Genomic DNA, 22,289 nt, shown 5'->3' on the forward strand with positions numbered 1-22,289 from the left:
GAAAATGGCAGAAGTACATTTCGTCGGAGCAGGACCAGGAGATAAAGAGTTAATTACATTAAAAGGATATCAATTATTAAAAGAAGCGGATGTCGTTATTTATGCAGGGTCTCTCGTAAATCCGGAGTTGCTAGAATACTGTAAACCAGACTGCGAAATCCATAATAGTGCAAGCATGAATTTAATAGAGATTATTGACTGTATGGAAGCTGGTGTGACTGCTGGTAAAGAAGTAGTTCGTCTGCAAACAGGAGACTTTTCTATTTATGGTTCGATTCGTGAACAAGTGGAGGAAATGAAAAAACGTTCGATTCCATTTACGTGTACACCAGGTGTAAGTTCATTTCTTGGCGCGGCTAGCAGTTTTGGCGTTGAATATACGGTTCCCGAAGTTAGTCAGAGTGTGATTATTACTCGAATGGCTGGAAGAACGCCGGTACCATCACGTGAGTCACTCAGATCTTACGCAGCGCATCAAACGTCCATGGTTATCTTCTTATCTGTTCAAGGTATCAGAAAAGTAGTCTCAGAACTTATCAAAGGTGGCTATAAACCTGAAACCCCAGCAGCTGTTATTTATAAAGCAACTTGGGCAGAAGAGAAAAAAGTAACTGGCACGCTTCAAGATATTGCTGGAAAAGTGACAGAAGCAGGAATTACTAAAACGGCCCTAATAATGGTTGGTGATTTTCTCGGCGAAGAATTTTATTATTCTAAACTATATGATAAGGATTTCAAACATGAATACAGATAAAATTGCCATCATCGCAGTTACCGAACGAGGACGCGAGTTAGCAATTTCATTAACAAAAACAGTACCAGGAACGGTCTTTGTCCCAGAAAAGCACCAGAATGAACAGACTGCTGTTTTAACGCCGAATTTCGGCACAGCAATGCGAGAAATGTTCACGACGTATCAGGCATTAATTTGTATTATGGCAACAGGTATTGCAGTGCGGACGCTTGCTCCAGTCATTCAAGATAAACTATCAGATCCGGCGGTAATTGTAATGGATGAATATGGACAATTTATTATCAGCTTACTCTCAGGACATGTTGGTGGAGCAAATGAGTTAACAGAGCAAATCGCCGCAATAACTGGTGGTGCCGCAGTAATTACAACCGCTACTGATCGTGCAAATGTTGCGGCAATTGATAATATCGCCAAAGAAATCGACGGATATTTACCAAATTTTAAAGCGACAACTAAACGCATTAATGGCTTGCTCGCCGCAGGAAAAGAAGTTAGTTTGCACGTAGATGAGCCATTTGAAGTAGATTCACGAGGTTTTACAAACAAAGAAATTAGTCCACAAATTTTCATCTCGACCAAATACAATTTACCAGATACAAAAATGGAAAGAATTCAGCTTGTACCAAGGAAATTCGTGCTTGGTATTGGATGCAAAAAAGGCGTTTCAGCGGAAACAATGGAGGAAGTTTTTACCCATTTTTGTGAACAAGAAAACATACATCCGCGCGCATTTCGTGAGATCCATAGCATTATATTGAAAGCAGAAGAACCGGCCATCCTGCAATTAGCGAAAAAGTGGAACATTCATTTTATTGTTCATTCTGCAGAAGAATTACAAACGGTAGCTGAAAAATATCCAACGTCAGAATTTGTTCTAAAAACCGTAAAAGTTGGAAATGTCGCTTTATCATCAGCAGATATTGGTAGTAATGGAAACGTCATTACGAAACGATTTGCCGAAAATGGCGTGACATTCGCAGCAGGAAAAATAATTAAAAATAATGAGGTGGCAAAATGATTTATGTAATCGGAATTGGCCCAGGAGATAAACGATTGATGACTGGTGAAGCACTAGAAGCAATAGCGGACGCAGATGTAATCGTCGGCTATGTAACATATATCAAACTAATCAAAGAATTAATTAAAGATAAAGAAGTAGTGAAAACGGGAATGCGCCGTGAAATCGATCGTTGCCAGAAGGCTGTCGATATTGCTTTAACAGGAAAAAAAGTAGCCGTTGTTTCAAGCGGAGATGCTGGTATATACGGGATGGCTGGACTGGTTTTAGAACTAGCCGAAAAAAGCAAACCAGAGCTAGAAGTCAAAGTAATCCCGGGAATTACAGCTAGTATAGGCGCAGCAGCCGTTCTCGGGGCGCCAATTATGCACGATTTTTGCCATATTAGCTTAAGTGATTTAATGACACCGTGGGAAGTAATCGAAAAGCGTTTAACACATGCTGCGATGGCTGATTTTGTGGTCTGTTTTTACAACCCGAGAAGTAAAGGACGCGCCAATCATTTGGCAAACGCTTTTCAAAAGATGATGGAGTATAAATCAGGGGACACAGTTGTTGGTATTGTTAAAGATGTCGGTCGAAAAGAAGAGCGGAAAATCATTACAACAATGCGCGAAATCGATTATGAATTAGTAGATATGACAACGATGGTCATTGTAGGAAACAAAGAAACATATGTAAAAAACGGTAAAATGATTACCCCACGAGGTTACTCCCTATGATTTTTGTACTTGGAGGAACTTCGGATAGCTTGGTCATTAGCGACTGGCTAACGGAAACGAAGCAAACCTTTATTCTCTCTGTCGCAACGGATTACGGAGAAACTTTAGCAAAACAGCATGCCAAAAATGTGTTTTGTGGCAGATTATCGAAAGAAGAAATGCGCTTAAAATGGCACGCTGAAAATGTTCATCTTGTTATTGATGCGACTCACCCATTTGCGACCATCGTTTCTGAAACAGCGATGGAGGCGTGTAAGGAAGCAGCTATTCCTTATATTCGCTTTGAACGCACAAGCGAACAAACAGATAATACATACTTGGTCGCAGATATCGCAGAAGCCTGCACCGTTGCGATGAAACTTGGTCAGCGAATTTTTCTTGCAACAGGAAGCAAAAATTTACCGGAGTTCGTAGCCGGTTTAAAAAATCGACATATTATCGCTCGTATACTACCAGTGTCTGATGTGATTCGTTCCGCAGAAAAACTTGGTCTCCTCGCCGATCAAATCATCGGAATGAAAGGACCATTCACCAAAGAAGCAAACCGAACACAATTAGAAATGACCAGGGCAGATGTTGTAATTACCAAAGAAAGCGGAAAACAAGGTGGTTTTCAAGAAAAACTAACAGCTGCTGAGGAGTTAAATATTCCGGTTATTGTGATTCGCCGCAAAAAATTAAATTATCCAATCGAAATAAATCATTTAACCGAACTACCAGAAATTTTAAGTCAATTGGAGGTCTACTAATGGGAAAAGTTATGTTAATTGGTGCAGGTCCTGGAGATGCGCAACTACTGACAGTGAAAGGCTTAGCAGCGCTCCAAAAGGCAGATGTCATTGTATACGATCGTCTCGTCGAACCAGCGATGCTCCAAGAACGAAAAGCAAGTTGTAAACTAATTTATGTCGGAAAAGAACCACTTCATCATCCAATTCCCCAAGAGGAAATCGAACAAATTCTTGTTAGAGAGGCTGCGACAAATGAGCTGGTTGTTCGTCTAAAAGCAGGAGACCCTTATGTATTTGGCCGAGGTGGTGAAGAAGGAGAAACACTTCATAAAGCAGGAATTCCATTTGAAGTTATTCCTGGAATCACATCCGCGATTGGTGGGCTTGCCTATGCTGGAATTCCAGTAACACATCGTGATTTTGCTTCGAGTTTTCACGTGATTACCGGACATTTGAAAAAAGGACGCGATCCACTAGATTGGGAAGCACTTGCTAGACTGGAAGGTACGCTCGTTTTCTTAATGGGGATGACTAATTTGCCTAATATTTGTGCGAACTTACTAGAAAATGGTCGAAAAGCCGAAACGGGTGTTGCGATTGTACAATGGGCATCTCGCGGTAAACAATTAACAGTTACCGGAAACTTACAAAACATTGAACAAAAAGTAGCGGAGTCTGGTATTTCTTCGCCGGCACTTATTGTCGTTGGCGATGTGGTGAGCTTACGACCTCGGCTTAACTTTTTTGAAGAAATGCCACTTTTCCATACAAAAGTATTACTTCCAAGAGCACGAGCTGGAAAAAGTATGCTCGCGGAACAAATTCGCGATTTAGGCGGAGAAGTAACAATGTACCCCAATATTCAAGTATTAGATGTTGTGCCAACGAAAACAAATGAAGAACTAAGCGAAGTAAGCGAACTTCTTTTCACATCCAAAGAAGCGGTAGAACGATTTTTTGATTATTTAGCCCAGCTCGATTTAGATATTCGTTCTCTAAAAAATACCCATCTTACTGCTATTGGCAAACAAACGAAAGAAGCTTTTAGCGAAAAAGGCATTATTCCAGATAGTTTCATTAAAAGACGGAGCACAGAATTAATTTTGGAGCATTTACCACGGTTACAGAAAAATGCGAGCAACTTAATTATCGGAAGCATAGTTGATACGGCTGAGGTTAGCGCGATTTTAGCGGAAGTGGAAAAGTTGGAAATGATGCCATTATATGATATGCGTCCTGTGACAGAACGACCATTTGACCTCGAAAGCTTTGAACAAGTATGTTTTTCCAGTTCTCGTTCCGTCCAAAACCTACTTGATGTTCTAACAACCGAAGAAAAAGCGATTTTACAAACGAAAACAATCCTTTCGATTGGAAAATTCACGAGCGCAACCTTGCAGTCATTTGGCATTAATGAATTTGAAGAAGCCGAAAACGCGACACCAGAGAGTTTAATTGAACTAATCCAAAAAACAAAATTAGAAGGAGTACCACAATGAAAAAAGCGATTTTAGTCGTTAGTTTTGGCACTAGTTATCCAGAAACAAGAGAAAAAACGATTGAAGCCTGTGAAAAAAGAGTGGCCCAAGAATTCCCAGATTATACTGTATTTCGAGCATTTACATCGAATAAAATTATTAAAAAACTTAAAACCCGTGACAATATGCATATCAATACGCCAAGTCAAGCACTAAACCAACTAAAAGAATTAGGCTACAAAGAAGTCATTATTCAGTCACTACATATTATTAGTGGTGGCGAATTTGAAAAGATCACTGCGCAGGTGGAAAAATTCAAGCCAGATTTCGATTCCATTATTGTCAGCCAACCGCTACTTGATTCGATGGAAGATTACGAAAAAGCGATTGAAGCGATTCGCCACCAAATGCCACCTCTAAAAGAGCAAGAAGCGCTAATTCTCATGGGACATGGCTCAAAACACCATGCTTTCAGTTCTTATGCTTGCCTTGACCATATGCTGTTAAACGAACCAATTTATCTTTGTGCTGTAGAAAGTTATCCTGCTCTTGACCAAGTAATTGAACGTTTACAACAAGCGGATATTAAAAAAGCGCACCTAATGCCATTTATGCTTGTAGCAGGAGATCACGCTACAAACGATATGGCTTCGGATGACGAAGATTCTTGGAAAAGTACACTGGAACAAGCCGGCATTCAAACCGAATGTCATTTGCAAGGTCTAGGCGAAAATCCACTTATCCAAGCCCAATTTATCGATCATATTTTCATGGCAATAGAAAGGGTGAAAGCTCGTGGCTAAATTTTACGGCATTGGTACAGGCCCCGGAGACAGCAAATTAGTCACGATGGAAGCCGCAGAAAGACTCGGGAATTTAGCAATTCTCTACACACCACAACCCAAAAAAGGGGGCGAAAGTTTAGCTAAGAAAATCGTCATTCCTTATTTAAAAGATACGTTAATCATCAAAGAACGCCATTTTCCCATGAGTTACAACAAAGAAGAAAAAATGCTTGCATGGAAAGAAATCGCCGAAGAAATCAAAGCAGATGTTCAAAACGGGCATGACGTTGGTTTCATTACACTTGGTGATCCGATGATTTACAGTACTTATAGCTATTTACTAGAATTATTGAAAGATGACATTGAAACAGCGACACTCGCAGGAATTTCATCATTTTCAAACATTGCTTCTAAGATTGAATTACCACTCGTAATGGACGAGGAAAGTTTTGCTGTCATTCCTGTAACAGCAGGTGCTGAAAAAATCGAACAAGCACTCACATTATTTGACACAGTGGTCTTAATGAAAGCAGCAAGTAATTTACCCCTTCTTACGACTTTACTAAAAAAACTGAATTTACTTGATGCAGCTGTTGTAGTAAGCGATGTTGCCATGGCGACTGAAAAAATCATTTACGGCATGAGCGAGATAAATCCAGACGAAAAAATGTCATACTTTACCACGATTATCGTGAAAAAAAGAAGGGAGCAATATAAATGAAAAAATTATGGAAGTTTCTACCATTTGTTTTAATCGGTGTTATTTATTTCACTTTAACAAACCCAGAATCCGCACACGCAATGCATATTATGGAGGGATTTTTACCAGTTAAATGGGCTGTCTTTTGGTTAATCGTATTTATTCCTTTCCTAGTGCTTGGTTTAATACGAATTCGCAATTTAATCGCTCTAGATAAAAATAATAAATTACTTTTAGCATTATGTGCGGCCTTTATCTTCGTTCTTTCTGCACTTAAAATCCCGTCCGTTACAGGATCTTGTTCGCATCCGACTGGTGTTGGCCTTGCAACAGTTATGTTCGGTCCACTCGTTGTTAGTGTTCTTGGTGTGATTGTCTTGCTTTTCCAAGCGCTACTACTTGCGCACGGTGGTATTACAACACTTGGTGCGAACGCAATGTCGATGGCGGTTATCGGTCCAATGGTTGGTTTTGTCGTATACAAACTTGCTCGTAAATTAAACTGTAATAAAAGTGTATCGATTTTCTTGTGTGCGATGACAGCTGACCTAGCAACCTACTTAACCACCAGCGTTCAGCTCGGAGTTGTTTTCCCAGATCCAGCATCAGGTATGATGGCTTCCATTCTAAAATTCATGGCGATTTTCTGTGTGACACAAGTTCCAATCGCGATTGCAGAAGGATTACTAACGGTAGTCATGTATAATCTTATTAGCAAAAATTTACCAGAAAAGGTGGCACAATTACGATGAAAAAAATAAATATCAATGTCATTTTAATTCTATTAGTTGTTTTGTTAATGGTGAGTCCGTTCTTCTTCAATAAAACTGGGGAATACGGCGGTTCGGACGGGGAAGCCGAAGCAGAAATTACCAAAATCGATCCAAACTATGAACCGTGGTTCGAACCTCTTTATGAACCAAAAAGTGGCGAAATTGAAAGTTTATTATTTACACTTCAAGGGTGTATTGGAACAGGAATTATCGCGTATGTCATTGGTGTAAGTCGTGGCAAGCGGAAAGCGGAGACCGATGTTAACCATTGATAAATATGCTTATCAAAACCGGTGGATAGCTTTTTCGCCATCAGCAAAAGCATTATTTTATGTCGTAATTCTAATACTTGCTTTAACTGGTCCCGTGCGCGTACAAGCGATACTATTTTTATGTATGGTGCCACTGACGCTTTATGTTGTTAAAATCCGCTTTAAACAATATTTGAAATGGCTCCTTTTACCATTTTCATTTCTACTTTTTAGTTTACTTTCGATTCTTATTTCGATTTCTAAAGATCCAAGTAGTTTTCTTGCTTCGATTTCTATCGGGAGTTTGTATTTCGGTGTGTCGGACGTGACTATTACGACGGCCACACAAGTCTTTTTCCGAAGTATCGCTTGCTTAGCGGCAACCTACTTTTTTGTCCTGACTGTTCCCGTGATACAATTAACAAAGCTGATGAAGCGAATTTTAATTCCAAAAGTGCTGATTGAACTAACAATTTTAATTTATCGGTTTATCTTTATTTTCTTAGAAGAAGCGGCGGCGATACGAAAAGCGCAGAGCCTTCGTTTTGGTTACTATGGAATAAAAAATAGCTATCGTTCATTTGGAATGCTCGTAAATACTTTGTTCAATCGCGTCATGAAAAGATATAATGAAATGGTTATAACACTTGATGTGAAGCTATATCAAGGAGAATTTCATATCTAGGAGGAAGCCAATTTGCTTAAAACAGAACATATTTCATTCCAATACGAAGATGGCAAACAAGCCTTAACGGATGTTTCAATTGATTTAGAAAAGGGCAATATTATTGGCCTTATTGGTGCCAATGGCTCCGGTAAATCGACGCTTTTTATGCAATTACTTGGTATTAACAAGCCGAGCGATGGAACCGTTTATTTTGAAGGAAAACCACTTTCGTATACGAAAAAAGCATTATTTGCTTTACGAAAAAAAGTGAGCATTGTTTTCCAAGATCCCGACCAGCAAATTTTTTATTCCAATGTGCGTGATGATGTGGCCTTTGCGCTTAGAAACCTAGGTGTTAGTGAAAATGAACTAGAGGCGCGAGTGACCAAAGTGTTAGATATTGTTGGGGCAAAGGAATTTCAACATAAGCCAGTCCAATATTTAAGCTATGGTCAAAAAAAACGTGTCGCAATTGCCGGTGCCCTTGTTCTTGATACAGATTGGTTACTTTTAGATGAACCAACTGCTGGACTTGATCCAATCGGTAAAAAAATCATGATGGAAATCATCGAACGACTTGCAAGCCAAGGAAAAAAAATATTTATTTCCAGTCATGATATCGATTTAATTTATGAAATTTGTGATTATGTGTATATGTTAAAAGATGGGAGAGTCCTGACAGACGGGGAAACAAGCAGTGTTTTCTTAGAGAAAAGTAATGTCGAACAAGCGGGATTAGTACAGCCTTGGCTCATTAAATTACACCAACAAGCTGGCTATCCACTGTTCAAAAAAGAAGCCGATTTTTTTACGCACACGGGGAAGGGGACTAATTAATGGTAAAGCAAATAATGATTCAAGGTACCGCTTCTGATGCTGGGAAAAGCATACTGGTAGCAGGTCTATGCCGCCTGTTCAAAAATAAAGGTAAGCGAGTCGTTCCATTCAAATCACAAAATATGTCCCTCAATTCTTTTATAACAGCGACAGGAGATGAAATGGGGCGCGCGCAAGTTTTTCAAGCAGAAGCAGCCGGCGTTTTTCCAGATGTCCGGATGAACCCCGTGTTACTTAAACCGACCAATGACAGGCAGTCGCAAGTAATTTTTATGGGTGCTATTTTAGCTAATATGGATGCTATGACATACCACGATTTCAAACAAACACTTATCCCAAAAATCCAGGCAGTTTACCAGAGTTTAGCAGAAGAAAATGATATTATTGTACTAGAAGGTGCCGGAAGCCCAGCCGAAATCAACTTAAACGACCGAGATATCGTAAATATGGGTATGGCAAAAATGGTCGATGCGCCAGTTGTCTTAGTTGCTGATATTGATAAAGGTGGCGTGTTTGCTTCGATTTATGGCACCATAATGTTGTTAAATGAAGAAGAGCGCTCTCGGATTAAAGGGGTTATTATCAATAAATTCCGCGGTGATGTAGCTCTTTTACAACCTGGAATTGATATGATTGAGGAACTCACAAGCGTCCCTGTTATTGGTGTGATCCCCTATGTCAATCTGCAACTGGAAGAAGAGGACAGTGTTTCACTAAGTGGGAAAAATTACGTGCCAGACAGTAGTGCGCTACTTGACATCGCGATTATCTGTTTACCACGGATATCTAATTTTACAGATTTTCATATTCTGGAAATTCAAGCTGACATCAGTGTACGCTACATTCGAAATATAGCTGATTTTGGGAACCCGGATTTAGTCATTATTCCTGGAAGTAAAAATACACTAGAAGATATGGCTTTCCTCGAAGAATCCGGTCTAAAAAAAGCTATTCAAGAATATGCAGAAAATGACGGGAAAGTAATCGGAATTTGTGGCGGTTACCAAATGCTCGGTCAAAAAATGCTCGATCCGAATCAAGTAGAAAGTAAACAACTAGAGATAGCTGGACTTGGCTTACTAGATACTGAGACAATTTTTCTCCATCAAAAACGCACTACCCAAATTACGGGGGTGACACTTTCAGGTGAACCCGTTGAAGGATACGAAATCCACATGGGCGAGACGAAACGTGGAGAGCGTACTCATCCATTTTGCGAAATTGAAGCGGTGAACGGAAACCAGGAGATCCATCAAGATGGCGCTATTTCCGCTAACAAAAATATCATCGGTACCTATATTCATGGTATTTTCGACAACGACGTTTTCTTAGGGAATTTATTTGGCGAACTACTAACTCGCAAAAACAAATCCGTTTATCCGCATAAAATCATTAATTTGAAAGAACATAAAGAACAAGAATACGACAAACTAGCGGCCCTTTTAGAAGCAAATATTCAAATGGACCAACTAGAAAAAATCATGAAAGGAGAAAAAATATGCGTATCTACACAAAAACCGGCGATAAAGGAATGACAAGAATTATTGGGGGTAGCAAAGTAAGTAAAGATAATATCCGTATTGATGCATATGGTACATTGGATGAACTCAACTCGTTGATTGGTTATACGATTACAACTCTTGGAGACGAACCAGAAATTCAAGCCGAACTTGAACAAATTCAACAACAATTATTTGATGCAGGAGGGGATCTTGCAACCGAAGAAGGCAAGCGTGATTACAAATTAACGAGCGAGCCTGTTGCGTGGCTAGAAGACCGAATTGACATCTACGCCGATGAACCCCCAGAAATCGAAAAATTCATCCTGCCAGGTGGAACCCAAGCTGCCTCTTTACTTCACATGGCTAGAACCGTAACAAGAAGAGCTGAACGCGAAATTGTTGGTATGCTAAAAATCGCTTCAAGTAACGAAGAAGTGTTAAAATACGTCAACCGTTTATCGGATTATTTTTTTGCTGTTGCCAGAGTAGTTAATTACCGTGCTGGTGAAACAGATATTTTCTACAAAAACTCCGAACTTGTTTTCCGCAATAAAAAGAAATAATAAAAAACCTCTTCAGACATCAAATCTGGAGAGGTTTTCCTTTTTTTAGAAGCGTTGAATTAAAAATACACCAATGAGCATTAACAACACACCAATCATTCGGTAACGATTAATTGGATGTGGAATAACTCCGAAAAAGCCAAAATGATCAATAATAAGTGCAATAATCATTTGTCCACAAAGTGCTAAAACAACCGTCATTGCTGAGCCGAGTAATGGTAAAAGTAAAATGTTAGAAGTTACGAAGAGCACTCCAAGCGCACCACCAGTGAAAACCCACCAAGGAATTCGACCGACACCTTTCAGTTGAAAAGTCAAACGACGCTCCACAATTAAGCAAACCAGTGTAAGCAAAGTCGTCCCAACTAAAAAGGAAATAAATGATGCCACAAAAGGAGAACCGACAGTGAGCCGAAGTTGGCTATTAATCGACGTTTGAATCGGGGAAAGTAGTCCAGAAACAAGTCCCATTGCCATAAATAGTAATAATGATTTGGATGATCTTTTTGTCATGTTTTCTCCTCCTTTTAAAAGCGTTGCATCAAATAAATGCCACCGAACATTAAAATAACGCCAAGTAGACGTTCGATATTAATCTCATGCATTGGTACTTGAAATAAACCAAAATTATCAATAATAATTGCCATAATCATTTGTCCACAAACCGTAATCATCACAAGCAGTGCGGAGCCAAGCCGTGGTAAAAGTAAAATATTAGCTGTTAAAAAAATAACACCTAATGTTCCGCCACCAACCCAAATATACCAAGGATTTGAGGCAATCATTTCTGAAGATATCGGCCATGATTTTTGTGTAAATAAGCAAACGATAAGTAAAACAGTCGTCCCTACCATAAAAGAAACCCATGAAGCTATAAATGGGGATTTCGTATATGTACTGAGTCTCGTATTGATGGCTGTTTGAACGGGTAATACCATCCCCGCGAGTAGACCTGATACAATAAATAATATAATCAAAAATTTCCCTCCCTTTTATCACAATGAGATAATTATAAAATAAAAGAAGGGTAAAAAGATAGTATTTAATTTAAAGTGAGGTGTTTTTATAAAAATTCGAATAATCGGATCTGTTGGAAGCGGCAAAACCACTTTAGCTAAAAAAGTTTCCAAGTAGCTACAAATGATTATTTTGAAACAGATTGCATTGTCTGAAAATGAGAAGAGAAGGAGATAGGACGAACCGACATCGAAAAAACAGTTTTTCCAAAATTCAAAAGAGATTATTGCAAATTATATCGAACCGTGATATATTATGAGTATCAAATACATCGAGGTGCGATATAATTATGGAGGATAAATTAAGGAAAACATATCTACCAATGACTGAAACGGCCTTTTACATATTACTATCTCTTGTTGAACCAAGACATGGTTATGCAATTATCGAAAATGTAGCAAAGATGACTAATGAACGAATTAAACTTGGTCCAGGAACAATTTATGGTAGTCTTTCTAAAATGAACAAAGACCAATTAATCCAAATTATTCAAGAAGAAAGCAATCGGAAAATCTATCAAATCACCAAATTAGGCAATGATATTTTGCTTTTAGAAAAAACACGTATTGAAGAATTGTATAGAAATTCGAGGGAGGTTTAACAATGGAGAAAAAAGTCTTTAAGTTTTTTACAGTTGATAACATGGAAAAAGAAGCAGCTTATTTAAATGAGATGGCCCAAAAAGGTTGGTTTTTCAAAGCATATAAATCTTTTAGATATCATTTTGAACAAGGGGAACCTGCGATATATAGCTATGCGATTGATTTTAAAGCGAATGAAGGAGATGAGGAAGCTTATAAAACATTGTTTGCAGATGCTGGCTGGGAAAATGTTTATTGCTATCCTGTTTTAAATGGTAATTGGATGTACTTTCGTAAAGCTATAGAGCCTGGGAAAACAAACGAAGCTATCTTTACAGATAAAGATTCGTTAATCCAACTCTACAAAAGAATCCGGACCCGTTGGACCATTTTTGGTGTAATTATGAGTTTGTTTTTATTGTTTGAATTACTGCTTATTTTTCCAATGGATAATTATTTTGGAGTCACTACATTTATTTTTATTATGTTTATTATTCTCGTATCATTATATGGAAAGATGTTTTTCAACTTAACCAGAAAAATAAATAATTTAGTTGCAAGGAAATCTTAATAAGCAAAAAAAGATTACGGCTCAAATTCCGTAATCTTTTTTTGCTAAAATCACTATTATATATAGAAGAAAAACGATTTTTTTCGAAAAAACATCTGCAAAAAAGTACACTTGCAAAACCATACTAAAATATATGACTAATTGATGGCAAATGTTACAAATAAAAGAAACATTTATGTCAGTGATGCTTTCAACGGTTATGCACCAACAATTCCATCTGTATCCAAAAATGTTAAAGATTTCTTAAATTCATTAAAATAGACCCCTAGATGGATTGCATTTGTGTTAAAAGTAACGTATTCTAGTACCATTAAGAGGTTCGTAGACAGAAAGGCGTGACGACATCTGAAATATAGAAAATTATCCAAAAAGAAAAAACAGAAAAGACTACTTGGAATAGCGGGAATTTTACTTCTTATCATTTTAGTAGGAGTCATTGCATCGGTTGTCAGGCAACAGTACTTAATTATGACCGCACCAGAACCGGACCCTGCTTTCCATTCCAAAGAGCAGAACTTTTTAAATAAACTTTCACCACATGCACAAGAAATTCAAGAAAAACATGGGATTTTAACAAGTATTACTTTAGCACAAGCTATTTTAGAGTCGGATTGGGGACAAAGCGGCTTGGCTGAAAAAGGAAATAACCTTTTTGGGGTCAAAGGAAAGGCACCACAGCCTATGGTTTCGATGACGACAAAAGAATTTGTGGACGGTAAATGGATTGAAATTAAAGCTAATTTTAGAAAGTATAAAGATTGGAATGAATCACTAGATGCGCATGCAGAATTATTTTTAAAAGGTACTACTTGGAATAAAGATAAATATAATGGCGTGGTGGCGGCAGATAATTATAAAAAAGCTGCACAAGAATTGCAAACTGCCGGTTATGCAACAGACCCAGACTATGCAGAAAAACTCATCTCTATCATCGAAAACTATGATTTACAATTATACGATCGAATTGATGATAAAATTTACTATGATACAAAATCAACTGGCTATGGTAATGTGAAAGAAGACATATCGGGAGCTATTTGGACAAGACCATATGGACTAACAGGAGCTCAAAAAGTAGAAGAAATTAACTATTATAAACGAGAAGATTTAAAACTTCTTAGAGAAGCAAAAACAGATAGTGGAACTTGGTATCAAATTGCAGTAAAGGATGAACCAATCGGTTGGGTTAAGAAAGAATTAATCAAGAAAAAGTAATAAAATAACGAAAAAGAGCCAAAATGACTTGTCTTATTTATAGGCAAAAAGTCCTTTTTGAGCTCTTTTTCTTTTTTATTTTCAGAAAAGCGAGGATAGCAGAATAGCCTTATAGCAAAACATCCCATCTTTTGTAACATACGTAATGTAAAAGTAATGTGTATTACAAGAAACTTTTGATAGAATGAAATGGTTGTTTAAAAGACAATGTTTTCTGGCAAGCACTAAAAAGCCAGAAGGATAAATCAAAGAAGGATGTGCAATAAATCATTATGTTACAACTCGCAAAGAAGCATTTGGTGACAATTGGTCTTGGAATAACAATTACATTATGTGCCTTACCAATCTACTCCCAAGCTGCTGGTCTAGAGGACGGCTTAACTTCCAAGCAAGAGAAGTTTATTAATGAGATTGCGCCGCATGCTCAAAAAGTGCAAAGAGAACACGGTATTTTAGCAAGTATTACTATTTCGCAAGCTATACTAGAATCCAATTGGGGAGAGAGTATGCTAGCAAAAGATGGCAATAATTTATTTGGAATCAAAGGCTCTTATAATGGATCTTCCATTAAATTACCAACGAAAGAACACAACGGAGTGGTATGGGTTGGTACGGATGCTAATTTCCGCGCATACCCAGGTTGGTATGAATCAATGAATGACCACGCACTTTTATTTGTCAAAGGCCCATCTTGGAACCCTCATTTATACGGAGGACTAATCAAAGAGTATGACTTTGAAAAGGCAGCTATTGCTCTTGGAAAAACAGGTTATTCATCTGATCCAGAGTATGCAGCAAAATTAATCGAACTAATTAAAAAAGCAAATTTAGATAAATACGATACAGTTTATAGCGAACGAGTATCTGATAAAGCAATCAAAGCTGCTGGTGAAGTAGCTACAAAAGATAATTGCTTTATTTGGTCAGCTCCAGCTGGAACAAAAGGAGCAAATCCAGTCGAAAAAACAACTAAATATTTTGGACATCAAGTTTCAATTAATCGAGAAGTAAAAGTGACTGATTCCAATATTTCTTGGTATCACCTTCATCATAATGGCGATTCTATTGGTTGGATTGAAAGTACCGCTATAAAAAACTTCTATCAATTAGAAGATTATGCTCCGACCCGTGACGCTTTACTTAAAACAGATGATCAAAATCGTTTAGTAATTAATATGGAGATTGATGTCTCAGAACTACACAACCCGACGATTGCAAAAAAAGAAACAAAAGGCAAAACAGCGCTTAATTTGCCCTTACTAAACATTCAATCAATAGCTTGGTAATAAATATCCAAAAAAGTCGAATAGCTCTTTCGGCTTTTTTTTCGTTTTCAGAGGATTTTTAGAAAGAAACTGTTATAATAAAAAAGGAGTTTATAAGGAGGACTATTTATATGGATGAGCAATTAAAGATGTTAAAAGCACTAACAGATGCAAAAGGTATTCCTGGTAATGAACGCGCAGTTAGAAATGTATTCCGTGAATACATCGAACCGCTAGCGGATAGTTTTGAAACAGATGGTTTAGGAAGTGCCGTTGCTAAAAAAATCGGAACAGAAAAAGGCCCTAAAATTATGATTGCCGGCCATTTAGATGAAGTTGGTTTTATGGTGACACAAATTGACGATAACGGTTTTATTAAATTTCAGACAGTAGGCGGCTGGGTTTCCCAAGTAATGCTTGCACAAAAAGTAACCATTGTGACACGCTCGGGCGAAGAAATCACCGGCGTTATTGGTTCCAAGCCACCACATGTTATGACAGCAGCAGAACGTCAAAAATCATTCGATATTAAGGATATGTTTATTGACGTTGGTGCAGTTGATAAAGCAGAAGTGGAAAGTTACGGAATCCGCCCAGGAGATATGATTGTCCCAGCATTTGATTTTACCGTGATGAAAAATGAAAAATTCTTACTTGCAAAAGCGTGGGATAACCGTATTGGCCTTGCAATTGCTATTGAAGTACTTAAAAACTTACAAGAAGAACAACATCCAAATATCGTTTATGGTGTGGGGACTGTTCAAGAAGAAGTCGGTTTACGAGGAGCCAAAACAGCAGCACATTTTGTGCAACCAGATATTGGCTTTGCTGTAGATGTAGGTATTGCTGGGGACACACCTGGAGTAACGGACAAAGAAGCAATGAGTAAAATGGGCAAAGGACCACAAATTGTTGTTTATGATGCATCGATGGTAGCTCATGCTGGTCTTCGTGATTTTGTAACAGATGTAGCGGATGAACTATCTATCCCTTATCAATATGAAGCAATCCCAATGGGGGGGACAGATGCTGGTTCTATCCATTTGACTGGCAACGGAATCCCGTCCTTGTCCATTACAATTGCAACACGCTACATTCATTCTCATTCCTCCATGCTACACCGTGATGATTTTGAAAATGCTGTAAAACTAATTACAGAAGTAGTTAAACGTTTAAATGAAGAAAAAGTAACAGAAATTCGCCTAGGTTGAGTTTCGAGAAAAGAGGGCAACTTTTATGGAACAGATTCAATCAGTAAAAAACGACCGTGTCAAAACATGGAAAAAACTACAAACAAGAAAAGGCCGCGATAAAACAGGAACCTATTTGGTGGAAGGCTTCCATTTAGTGGAAGAAGCTTTACGTCAAGATGGTTTAGTGATGGAGCTGCTTGTTTCAAGTGGTGTTTCTGTTCCGGAAGAGTGGTTAAAAGGGGATTACGATGTATTTGAAATCAGCACAGAAATCAGCCATTTAATTAGCGATACAATGACAGAACAAGGCGTCTTTGCTGTAGTTGCAACTTCTGAACCAGATATGATGCTTTTATATGGTAAAAAATTGTTGTTAGTAGATGCGGTACAAGATCCGGGTAATGTAGGTACGTTAATTCGCACTGCGGATGCCGCTGGATATGATTGTGTCGTGCTTGGCAAGGGAAGTGCAGATCTTTATAATCCTAAAGTAATTCGTAGTACGCAAGGTAGTCATTTCCATATTCCCGTTATTCAAGCAGATTTATTTGACTGGATTCTGAATTTAGAAGAAGAGGGCGTTCCAGTTATTGGTGCAGTTCTCGATGACCAAGCGAAATCATTAAACGACATGATAAAACGTGACACTTTAGCGTTGATGGTCGGAAATGAAGGTAATGGCATTTCTCCTGAATTACAAGATCGTCTTTCTGAAAAAGTATATATTCCAATATATGGAGACAGTGAATCGTTGAATGTCGCAGTTGCGGCTGGAATTTTATTGTATGGCTTAAGAAAATAAAGAAAAAGTGGTGGCTAAGTCAAATCAACTTAGTCACCATTTTTTTAGATTTCTTCTTGTTTTTCAATTGCCACCTCCCGAATAGCAACACGTTTTAAGTCAGCTACAACACTATGCATATAATCAAATGCTGCACCCCAGTCTATCCCAGTAAAGAAACCATTCGAACTACCAGTGGAGATTATCGTTACTTCTGTTTCTCCATGAAAATTATTAATAGTAACAAAAAGTGCTGCACGATTCGAAGAGCGGAAATAAAACTTTTCGCAAGCAAGTGTTGCAAGTTCTCCAAAATCAAAGGTTCTAACTTCAGAAAACACGATATTCGATCCCACTTGACCAGCTTTAATTATTTCGAAGGTTTCTGCAACGTCCGTTTTAACAATATAACGAATGGATGGCATATTACTATCTCCTTCCATAAATAGTCTTATAAATTTAGTTTAAGGCAGAAGAATAATTTGGTCAACTGATCTTAAACTTACTAAAAATAAGCAACATAATATTTATTAGTTACTTTCTGATGATAGATATGGTACAATAACGTTAGAGGTGAGAATTATGACTGATGCACATACAGTATGTCCGAAGTTTGAATCGGCGTTCCAATTACTAGGTAAACGCTGGACTGGACTTATCATCAATGTCTTACTGACTGGTCCAAAAAGGTTTAAACAAGTTGCCGCTGAGATCCCACAAATGAGTGATCGGGTGCTTGCAGAACGTTTGAAGGAACTTGAGGAAATGGATATTTGCTTAAGACAAGTTTATCCAGAAACTCCTGTACGCATTGAATATGAATTAACCGAAAAAGGGAAAGCACTCCAAGAAGTAATGCTTGAAGTCCAGTGCTGGGCGGATAAATGGGTAGAAGTACCTAATTAAAAAGAGATAATCTCTCCTGCTAATATGGGGAGATTATTTTTTAGCTTGAATCTTTCATAGAACCATACTATAATAGAAACTATCTAAATAAGTAAAGACAATGAAAGAGCCAAGTAGCATAGTGAGTCTGTATAGGGAGAAGTGGTCATAGACTGGAAGCCACTTTACAAACGAATTTGCGAACATTTCACCTCTGGAGTCGCCCCCCGAGAAGCACGATATGTGTGAAGGTGGTCCGGTTACTAAGCCGTTATCGAATTATGAGTGGGAACAATTTTTTGTTCTTATTAGGGTGGTACCGCGAGAAGTCTCGTCCCTTTGTGGATAGAGCTTTTTTATTTTGTCTAAAAAGAAGGAGTGAACGGTATGTTAGAACAGTTACAGACGTTGAAAAGTGAAGCAGAAACGCAAATCAACGAAGCATCAGACTTAAAAACATTGAACGACTTACGGGTAAAATACCTAGGTAAAAAAGGCCCGATGACCGAAATCATGAAACAAATGGGGAAACTTTCCGCAGAAGAACGACCAAAAATGGGTTCACTTGCTAATGAAGTAAGAACCGCATTAACAGAAGCGATTTCCAGTAAACAACAAGTTTTAGAAACAGCAGCAATCAATGAAAAGTTAAAAGCAGAAACTATTGACGTTACCTTACCAGGGACTGCTCCAAGTATTGGAACAAAACACCTTTTAACACAAGTAATTGAAGAAATGGAAGATATGTTCATTGGAATGGGTTACGAAATCGCAGAAGGCCCAGAAGTAGAACTAGATTACTACAACTTCGAAGCACTAAATTTGCCAAAAGATCACCCAGCTCGCGATATGCAAGATAGCTTCTATATTACAGAAAATACTTTATTACGTACCCAAACTTCACCTGTACAAGCTAGAACAATGGAAAAACATGACTTCTCTAAAGGACCAATCAAAGTTATCTGTCCAGGGAAAGTTTACCGCCGTGATAATGATGATGCGACTCACTCCCACCAGTTTACTCAAATAGAAGGGTTAGTTGTTGGCGAAAACATTACATTTGCTGACTTAAAAGGAACACTAACTGTTCTCGCAAAAACTATGTTCGGTGAAGAACGTGAAATTCGTCTTCGCCCGTCTTTCTTCCCGTTCACAGAACCCTCCGTTGAAATGGATATTTCCTGTTTCAAATGTGGAGGTACAGGCTGCCGCGTTTGTAAAGGAACAGGTTGGATTGAAATTTTAGGAAGTGGTATGGTACATCCAAATGTACTTGAAATGTCCGGCATTGATTCTACGCGTTACAGCGGATTTGCTTTTGGTTTAGGACCTGAGCGAGTTGCGATGCTGAAATATGCGGTGGATGATATTCGGCATCTTTATACAAATGATTTACGCTTTACGAAGCAATTCCAAAGTACAGAAACGGGGGAAATCTAATGTTAGTTTCATATAATTGGGTCAAAGAGTTTTTCCAAGACTTCCCGTTAACAGCGGAAGAGCTAGGAGAAGCAATTACAAGAACAGGAATTGAAATCGAAGGCGTAGAAGAATTAAGTGCTAGTTTAAAAAATGTCGTGGTAGGTGAAGTTTTATCATGCGAACGCCATCCTGATGCAGAAAAATTGAATAAATGTCTTGTTCAAACAGACGAAACAGAACCAGTTCAAATAATTTGTGGAGCTCCAAATGTAGCTGCTGGACAAAAAGTTATCGTAGCCAAAGTTGGTGCAAGACTTCCGGGTGGACTTAAAATTAAACGCGCAAAACTACGCGGCGAAGTATCAGAAGGAATGATTTGCTCACTTTCTGAACTTGGCTTTGAAAGCAAAGTTGTACCAAAAGCATACGCTGAAGGCATTTATGTATTACCTGCACATGTGGAAACTGGCGTAAGTGCAATCACATTACTTGGCCTAGATGATGCGATCCTTGATATGGCAATTACACCAAACCGAGCAGACGCATTAAGCATGAACGGCGTAGCTCACGAGGTTGGTGCGATTATTCATCAAAAACCAGCACAACCAACCGAGCCCGATGTATCCGAAAAAGGAAAAGCGGACGATTTTATTTCCGTAGAAGTACAAAACCCAACAGAAACACCTTATTATGCTATTAAAATGGTTGAAAACATTGAAATTAAAGAATCACCACTATGGCTTCAAACAAAATTAATGAAAGCGGGGGTTCGCCCACATAATAACGTGGTCGATGTCACAAACTACATCAACTTATTATACGGACAACCTTTACATTCCTTTGACTATGATAAAATTGGTAGCAAGAAAATCGTTGTACGTTCTGCAAAAGAACAAGAAAAAATTACCACACTTGATGGCGAGAAAAGAGTATTACAAACTGGGCATACAGTTATCACTAATGGAGTAGAACCAATTGCCATCGCCGGAGTTATGGGCGGAGAATTTTCCGAAGTTACAGCGAGTACGACTACTGTTGCACTTGAGGGAGCTATTTTCAGTAGCTCTTCTATCGGTAAAGCATCTCGTGATTTATACCTACGTACAGAAGCAAGCATTCGTTACGACAAAGGATCAGACGCTTGGAAAGTAGAAAAGGCACTTGCGCACGGTGGAGCTTTAATTGCTGAACTGAGTGGCGGAACACTAGTCGGTGGTGTAATAGAAGTAGATAACCGTGAAAAAGCATTGAATAAAATCGAAACAAGTTTAACACGTATTAACCGTATCTTAGGAACAGCAATTACACCTGCGGAAATCGAAACTATTTTTGACCGTTTAGGATTTGGGTTAGAAGTGAAAAATGATACACTAACCATCGAAGTACCATCAAGACGTTGGGATATTACGATTGAAGCGGACATTTTAGAAGAAGTAGCTCGTATTTACGGCTATGACGAAATTCCGGTAACGCTTCCGGCGACAAGCACAACAGGAGGTTTATCAGCTAGCCAAAAAGCTCGTCGTGTCATGCGCGCTTATTTAGAAGGAGCAGGACTTAACCAAGCCTTAACATACTCCTTAACATCTAAAAAAGATGCGACTCGTTTAGCACTTTCAGATGAAAAAACTGTGGCCTTATCCATGCCAATGAGCGAAGAACATAGCCATTTAAGAACAAGTATCGTGCCGCAATTAATTCGTAGCGCAAGTTATAATATAGCTCGTAAAAATATGGACGTGGCACTTTACGAAATGGGAACAGTTTTTTATGCAACAGAAGGTGACAATTTACCAATCGAACAAGAACATTTAGCAGGCCTAATTACTGGAAACTGGCACATCACAGATTGGCAAAAAACATCGAAACCAGTAGACTTCTTCGTTTTAAAAGGAATTGTCGAAGGTTTAGTGAACAAACTTGGTATCAACGCAGAGCTTCACTGGAAACAAACAGAAAAAGAAGAGCTCCATCCAGGAAGAACAGCAAGTATTATGTTAGAAGGACAAGAAATCGGCTATCTTGGGGCGCTTCATCCAGCAGTAGAGGCAAACTACGATTTAAAAGAAACATATGTATTTGAAATCAATGTTGCAGCTTTACTTGAAGCAACCAAAGCGAAAGTTGTATATCATCCAATACCGCGCTATCCAGAAATGACACGCGATTTAGCATTACTTGTGGATAGAGATACCAACCATGCAGCGATTTCTCAAGTAATCAAAGAGCACGGCGGGAAATTACTTGTTAACATTGAGTTATTTGATATATTCGAAGGAGAGAGTCTTGGCGAAAATAAAAAATCTCTCGCCTACACATTAACTTTCTTAGATAGCGAAAGAACGTTAGTAGAGGAAGATGTCCAAAAAGCTACTAACAAAGTAGTAGAAGCATTACAAGAAAAACTAAACGCCATTATTCGCTAAATGAAGAAGAACTAAGCTAGCTGAAAACATTTTCAGTTAGTTTAGTTCTTTTTTTGCTTTTTACAAAATAGTAGAAATCTTTTCTTTTTTAGTACTTCACTTACTTAAATAACACATGTTATAATGATGGCACATGCCAGAGAAAAAAGGAC

25 protein-coding genes, 1 pseudogene and 1 other annotated feature are annotated in these 22,289 nt (G+C 38.3%); of the genes and pseudogenes, 23 read left to right on the forward strand and 3 right to left on the reverse strand.

Annotation, left to right across the window (positions count from 1 at the left end):
• Nucleotides 1-4 precede the first annotated feature (4 nt).
• The 13 genes from HCB38_RS04800 to HCB38_RS04860 all read left to right on the forward strand — a co-directional run bounded on the left by HCB38_RS04800 (nt 5) and on the right by HCB38_RS04860 (nt 10,781).
• Entirely contained in the window at nt 5-754 is a 750-nt protein-coding gene (locus HCB38_RS04800) for a cobalt-precorrin-4 methyltransferase (RefSeq protein WP_185637696.1), read from the forward strand.
• The gene (cbiG, locus tag HCB38_RS04805) at nt 741-1,772 is read left to right on the forward strand and encodes a cobalt-precorrin 5A hydrolase (RefSeq protein WP_185637698.1); all 1,032 of its coding nucleotides are present in this window, start codon (nt 741-743) and stop codon (nt 1,770-1,772) included. The genes HCB38_RS04800 and cbiG overlap by 14 nt, the downstream gene beginning before the upstream one ends.
• Nucleotides 1,769-2,494 (forward strand): precorrin-3B C(17)-methyltransferase, encoded by a 726-nt coding sequence (gene cobJ / locus HCB38_RS04810; RefSeq protein ID WP_185619936.1) that lies wholly within the window; start codon nt 1,769-1,771, stop codon nt 2,492-2,494. Before cbiG ends, cobJ begins: the two co-directional genes overlap by 4 nt.
• Complete coding sequence (gene cobK / locus HCB38_RS04815) at nt 2,491-3,243, forward strand: precorrin-6A reductase (RefSeq protein WP_185637700.1); 753 nt, start codon at nt 2,491-2,493, stop codon at nt 3,241-3,243. Before cobJ ends, cobK begins: the two co-directional genes overlap by 4 nt.
• Nucleotides 3,243-4,724 carry a uroporphyrinogen-III C-methyltransferase gene (gene cobA, locus HCB38_RS04820; RefSeq protein WP_185637702.1) on the forward strand — a complete coding sequence of 494 codons (1,482 nt, stop codon included), beginning with the start codon at nt 3,243-3,245 and terminating at the stop codon, nt 4,722-4,724. The genes cobK and cobA overlap by 1 nt, the downstream gene beginning before the upstream one ends.
• Nucleotides 4,721-5,506, forward strand: a complete 786-nt coding sequence (locus tag HCB38_RS04825; protein ID WP_185318544.1) for a sirohydrochlorin cobaltochelatase — start codon at nt 4,721-4,723, stop codon at nt 5,504-5,506. Before cobA ends, HCB38_RS04825 begins: the two co-directional genes overlap by 4 nt.
• Nucleotides 5,499-6,209, forward strand: a complete 711-nt coding sequence (locus tag HCB38_RS04830) for a cobalt-factor II C(20)-methyltransferase (protein ID WP_185637704.1) — start codon at nt 5,499-5,501, stop codon at nt 6,207-6,209. The genes HCB38_RS04825 and HCB38_RS04830 overlap by 8 nt, the downstream gene beginning before the upstream one ends.
• An 80-nt stretch (nt 6,210-6,289) precedes the next feature.
• Nucleotides 6,290-6,940, forward strand: coding sequence for an energy-coupling factor ABC transporter permease (locus HCB38_RS04835; RefSeq protein WP_185638008.1), 651 nt, complete (start codon nt 6,290-6,292; stop codon nt 6,938-6,940).
• Nucleotides 6,937-7,233 carry an energy-coupling factor ABC transporter substrate-binding protein gene (locus HCB38_RS04840; RefSeq protein WP_185318546.1) on the forward strand — a complete coding sequence of 99 codons (297 nt, stop codon included), beginning with the start codon at nt 6,937-6,939 and terminating at the stop codon, nt 7,231-7,233. Before HCB38_RS04835 ends, HCB38_RS04840 begins: the two co-directional genes overlap by 4 nt.
• The gene (locus HCB38_RS04845; RefSeq protein ID WP_185637706.1) at nt 7,220-7,897 is read left to right on the forward strand and encodes an energy-coupling factor ABC transporter transmembrane protein; all 678 of its coding nucleotides are present in this window, start codon (nt 7,220-7,222) and stop codon (nt 7,895-7,897) included. Before HCB38_RS04840 ends, HCB38_RS04845 begins: the two co-directional genes overlap by 14 nt.
• Nucleotides 7,898-7,909: 12 nt before the next feature.
• The gene (locus HCB38_RS04850; protein ID WP_185637708.1) at nt 7,910-8,716 is read left to right on the forward strand and encodes an energy-coupling factor ABC transporter ATP-binding protein, CbiO family; all 807 of its coding nucleotides are present in this window, start codon (nt 7,910-7,912) and stop codon (nt 8,714-8,716) included.
• Nucleotides 8,716-10,251, forward strand: coding sequence for a cobyric acid synthase (locus HCB38_RS04855; RefSeq protein ID WP_185619926.1), 1,536 nt, complete (start codon nt 8,716-8,718; stop codon nt 10,249-10,251). Before HCB38_RS04850 ends, HCB38_RS04855 begins: the two co-directional genes overlap by 1 nt.
• Nucleotides 10,215-10,781: a cob(I)yrinic acid a,c-diamide adenosyltransferase gene (locus tag HCB38_RS04860; RefSeq protein WP_185318550.1), complete on the forward strand. Its 567-nt coding sequence runs from the start codon at nt 10,215-10,217 to the stop codon at nt 10,779-10,781. Before HCB38_RS04855 ends, HCB38_RS04860 begins: the two co-directional genes overlap by 37 nt.
• Before the next feature lie 45 nt (nt 10,782-10,826).
• Here the strand turns inward: HCB38_RS04860 and HCB38_RS04865 are convergent, their stop codons facing one another.
• Both HCB38_RS04865 and HCB38_RS04870 read right to left on the reverse strand, forming a co-directional pair.
• The gene (locus HCB38_RS04865; RefSeq protein WP_003729724.1) at nt 10,827-11,294 is read right to left on the reverse strand and encodes a DMT family transporter; all 468 of its coding nucleotides are present in this window, start codon (nt 11,292-11,294) and stop codon (nt 10,827-10,829) included.
• 14 nt (nt 11,295-11,308) lie between these two features.
• Nucleotides 11,309-11,758 carry a DMT family transporter gene (locus tag HCB38_RS04870; RefSeq protein WP_070250510.1) on the reverse strand — a complete coding sequence of 150 codons (450 nt, stop codon included), beginning with the start codon at nt 11,756-11,758 and terminating at the stop codon, nt 11,309-11,311.
• Between the two features lie 88 nt (nt 11,759-11,846).
• Here HCB38_RS04870 and HCB38_RS04875 point away from each other — a divergent pair.
• From HCB38_RS04875 to HCB38_RS04905, 7 genes and pseudogenes are all read left to right on the forward strand, one after another.
• Nucleotides 11,847-11,950, forward strand: a pseudogene (locus HCB38_RS04875) (DNA topology modulation protein); the annotation flags it as partial.
• Nucleotides 11,951-12,087: 137 nt separating this feature from the next.
• Entirely contained in the window at nt 12,088-12,399 is a 312-nt protein-coding gene (locus HCB38_RS04880) for a PadR family transcriptional regulator (protein ID WP_185318551.1), read from the forward strand.
• Between the two features lie 2 nt (nt 12,400-12,401).
• Nucleotides 12,402-12,950: a DUF2812 domain-containing protein gene (locus HCB38_RS04885; protein ID WP_185637710.1), complete on the forward strand. Its 549-nt coding sequence runs from the start codon at nt 12,402-12,404 to the stop codon at nt 12,948-12,950.
• A gap of 345 nt (nt 12,951-13,295) precedes the next feature.
• Entirely contained in the window at nt 13,296-14,165 is an 870-nt protein-coding gene (locus HCB38_RS04890) for a glucosaminidase domain-containing protein (protein ID WP_185619995.1), read from the forward strand.
• A gap of 272 nt (nt 14,166-14,437) precedes the next feature.
• The gene (locus HCB38_RS04895) at nt 14,438-15,451 is read left to right on the forward strand and encodes a glucosaminidase domain-containing protein (RefSeq protein ID WP_221630327.1); all 1,014 of its coding nucleotides are present in this window, start codon (nt 14,438-14,440) and stop codon (nt 15,449-15,451) included.
• Nucleotides 15,452-15,561: 110 nt separating this feature from the next.
• Nucleotides 15,562-16,641, forward strand: coding sequence for a M42 family metallopeptidase (locus tag HCB38_RS04900; RefSeq protein ID WP_185318553.1), 1,080 nt, complete (start codon nt 15,562-15,564; stop codon nt 16,639-16,641).
• Nucleotides 16,642-16,666: 25 nt separating this feature from the next.
• Nucleotides 16,667-17,425, forward strand: coding sequence for a TrmH family RNA methyltransferase (locus HCB38_RS04905; protein ID WP_185318554.1), 759 nt, complete (start codon nt 16,667-16,669; stop codon nt 17,423-17,425).
• A gap of 44 nt (nt 17,426-17,469) precedes the next feature.
• Here HCB38_RS04905 and HCB38_RS04910 read toward each other — a convergent pair whose 3' ends face one another.
• Entirely contained in the window at nt 17,470-17,829 is a 360-nt protein-coding gene (locus HCB38_RS04910; protein WP_003721617.1) for a DUF6054 family protein, read from the reverse strand.
• Between the two features lie 157 nt (nt 17,830-17,986).
• Between HCB38_RS04910 and HCB38_RS04915 the strand changes: the two genes are divergently transcribed.
• From HCB38_RS04915 to pheT, 3 genes are all read left to right on the forward strand, one after another.
• Complete coding sequence (locus HCB38_RS04915) at nt 17,987-18,310, forward strand: winged helix-turn-helix transcriptional regulator (RefSeq protein WP_003721618.1); 324 nt, start codon at nt 17,987-17,989, stop codon at nt 18,308-18,310.
• A 91-nt stretch (nt 18,311-18,401) separates the two neighbouring features.
• Nucleotides 18,402-18,631: a binding site (T-box leader), on the forward strand.
• 45 nt (nt 18,632-18,676) lie between these two features.
• On the forward strand, nt 18,677-19,729 hold the full coding sequence (pheS, locus tag HCB38_RS04920) for a phenylalanine--tRNA ligase subunit alpha (RefSeq protein ID WP_185318555.1): 1,053 nt from the start codon (nt 18,677-18,679) through the stop codon (nt 19,727-19,729).
• On the forward strand, nt 19,729-22,137 hold the full coding sequence (pheT, locus tag HCB38_RS04925) for a phenylalanine--tRNA ligase subunit beta (RefSeq protein ID WP_185637712.1): 2,409 nt from the start codon (nt 19,729-19,731) through the stop codon (nt 22,135-22,137). Before pheS ends, pheT begins: the two co-directional genes overlap by 1 nt.
• Nucleotides 22,138-22,289: the final 152 nt, after the last annotated feature.

It is taken from the genome of Listeria farberi (genome assembly GCF_014229295.1).
GTDB lineage: Bacteria > Bacillota > Bacilli > Lactobacillales > Listeriaceae > Listeria > Listeria farberi.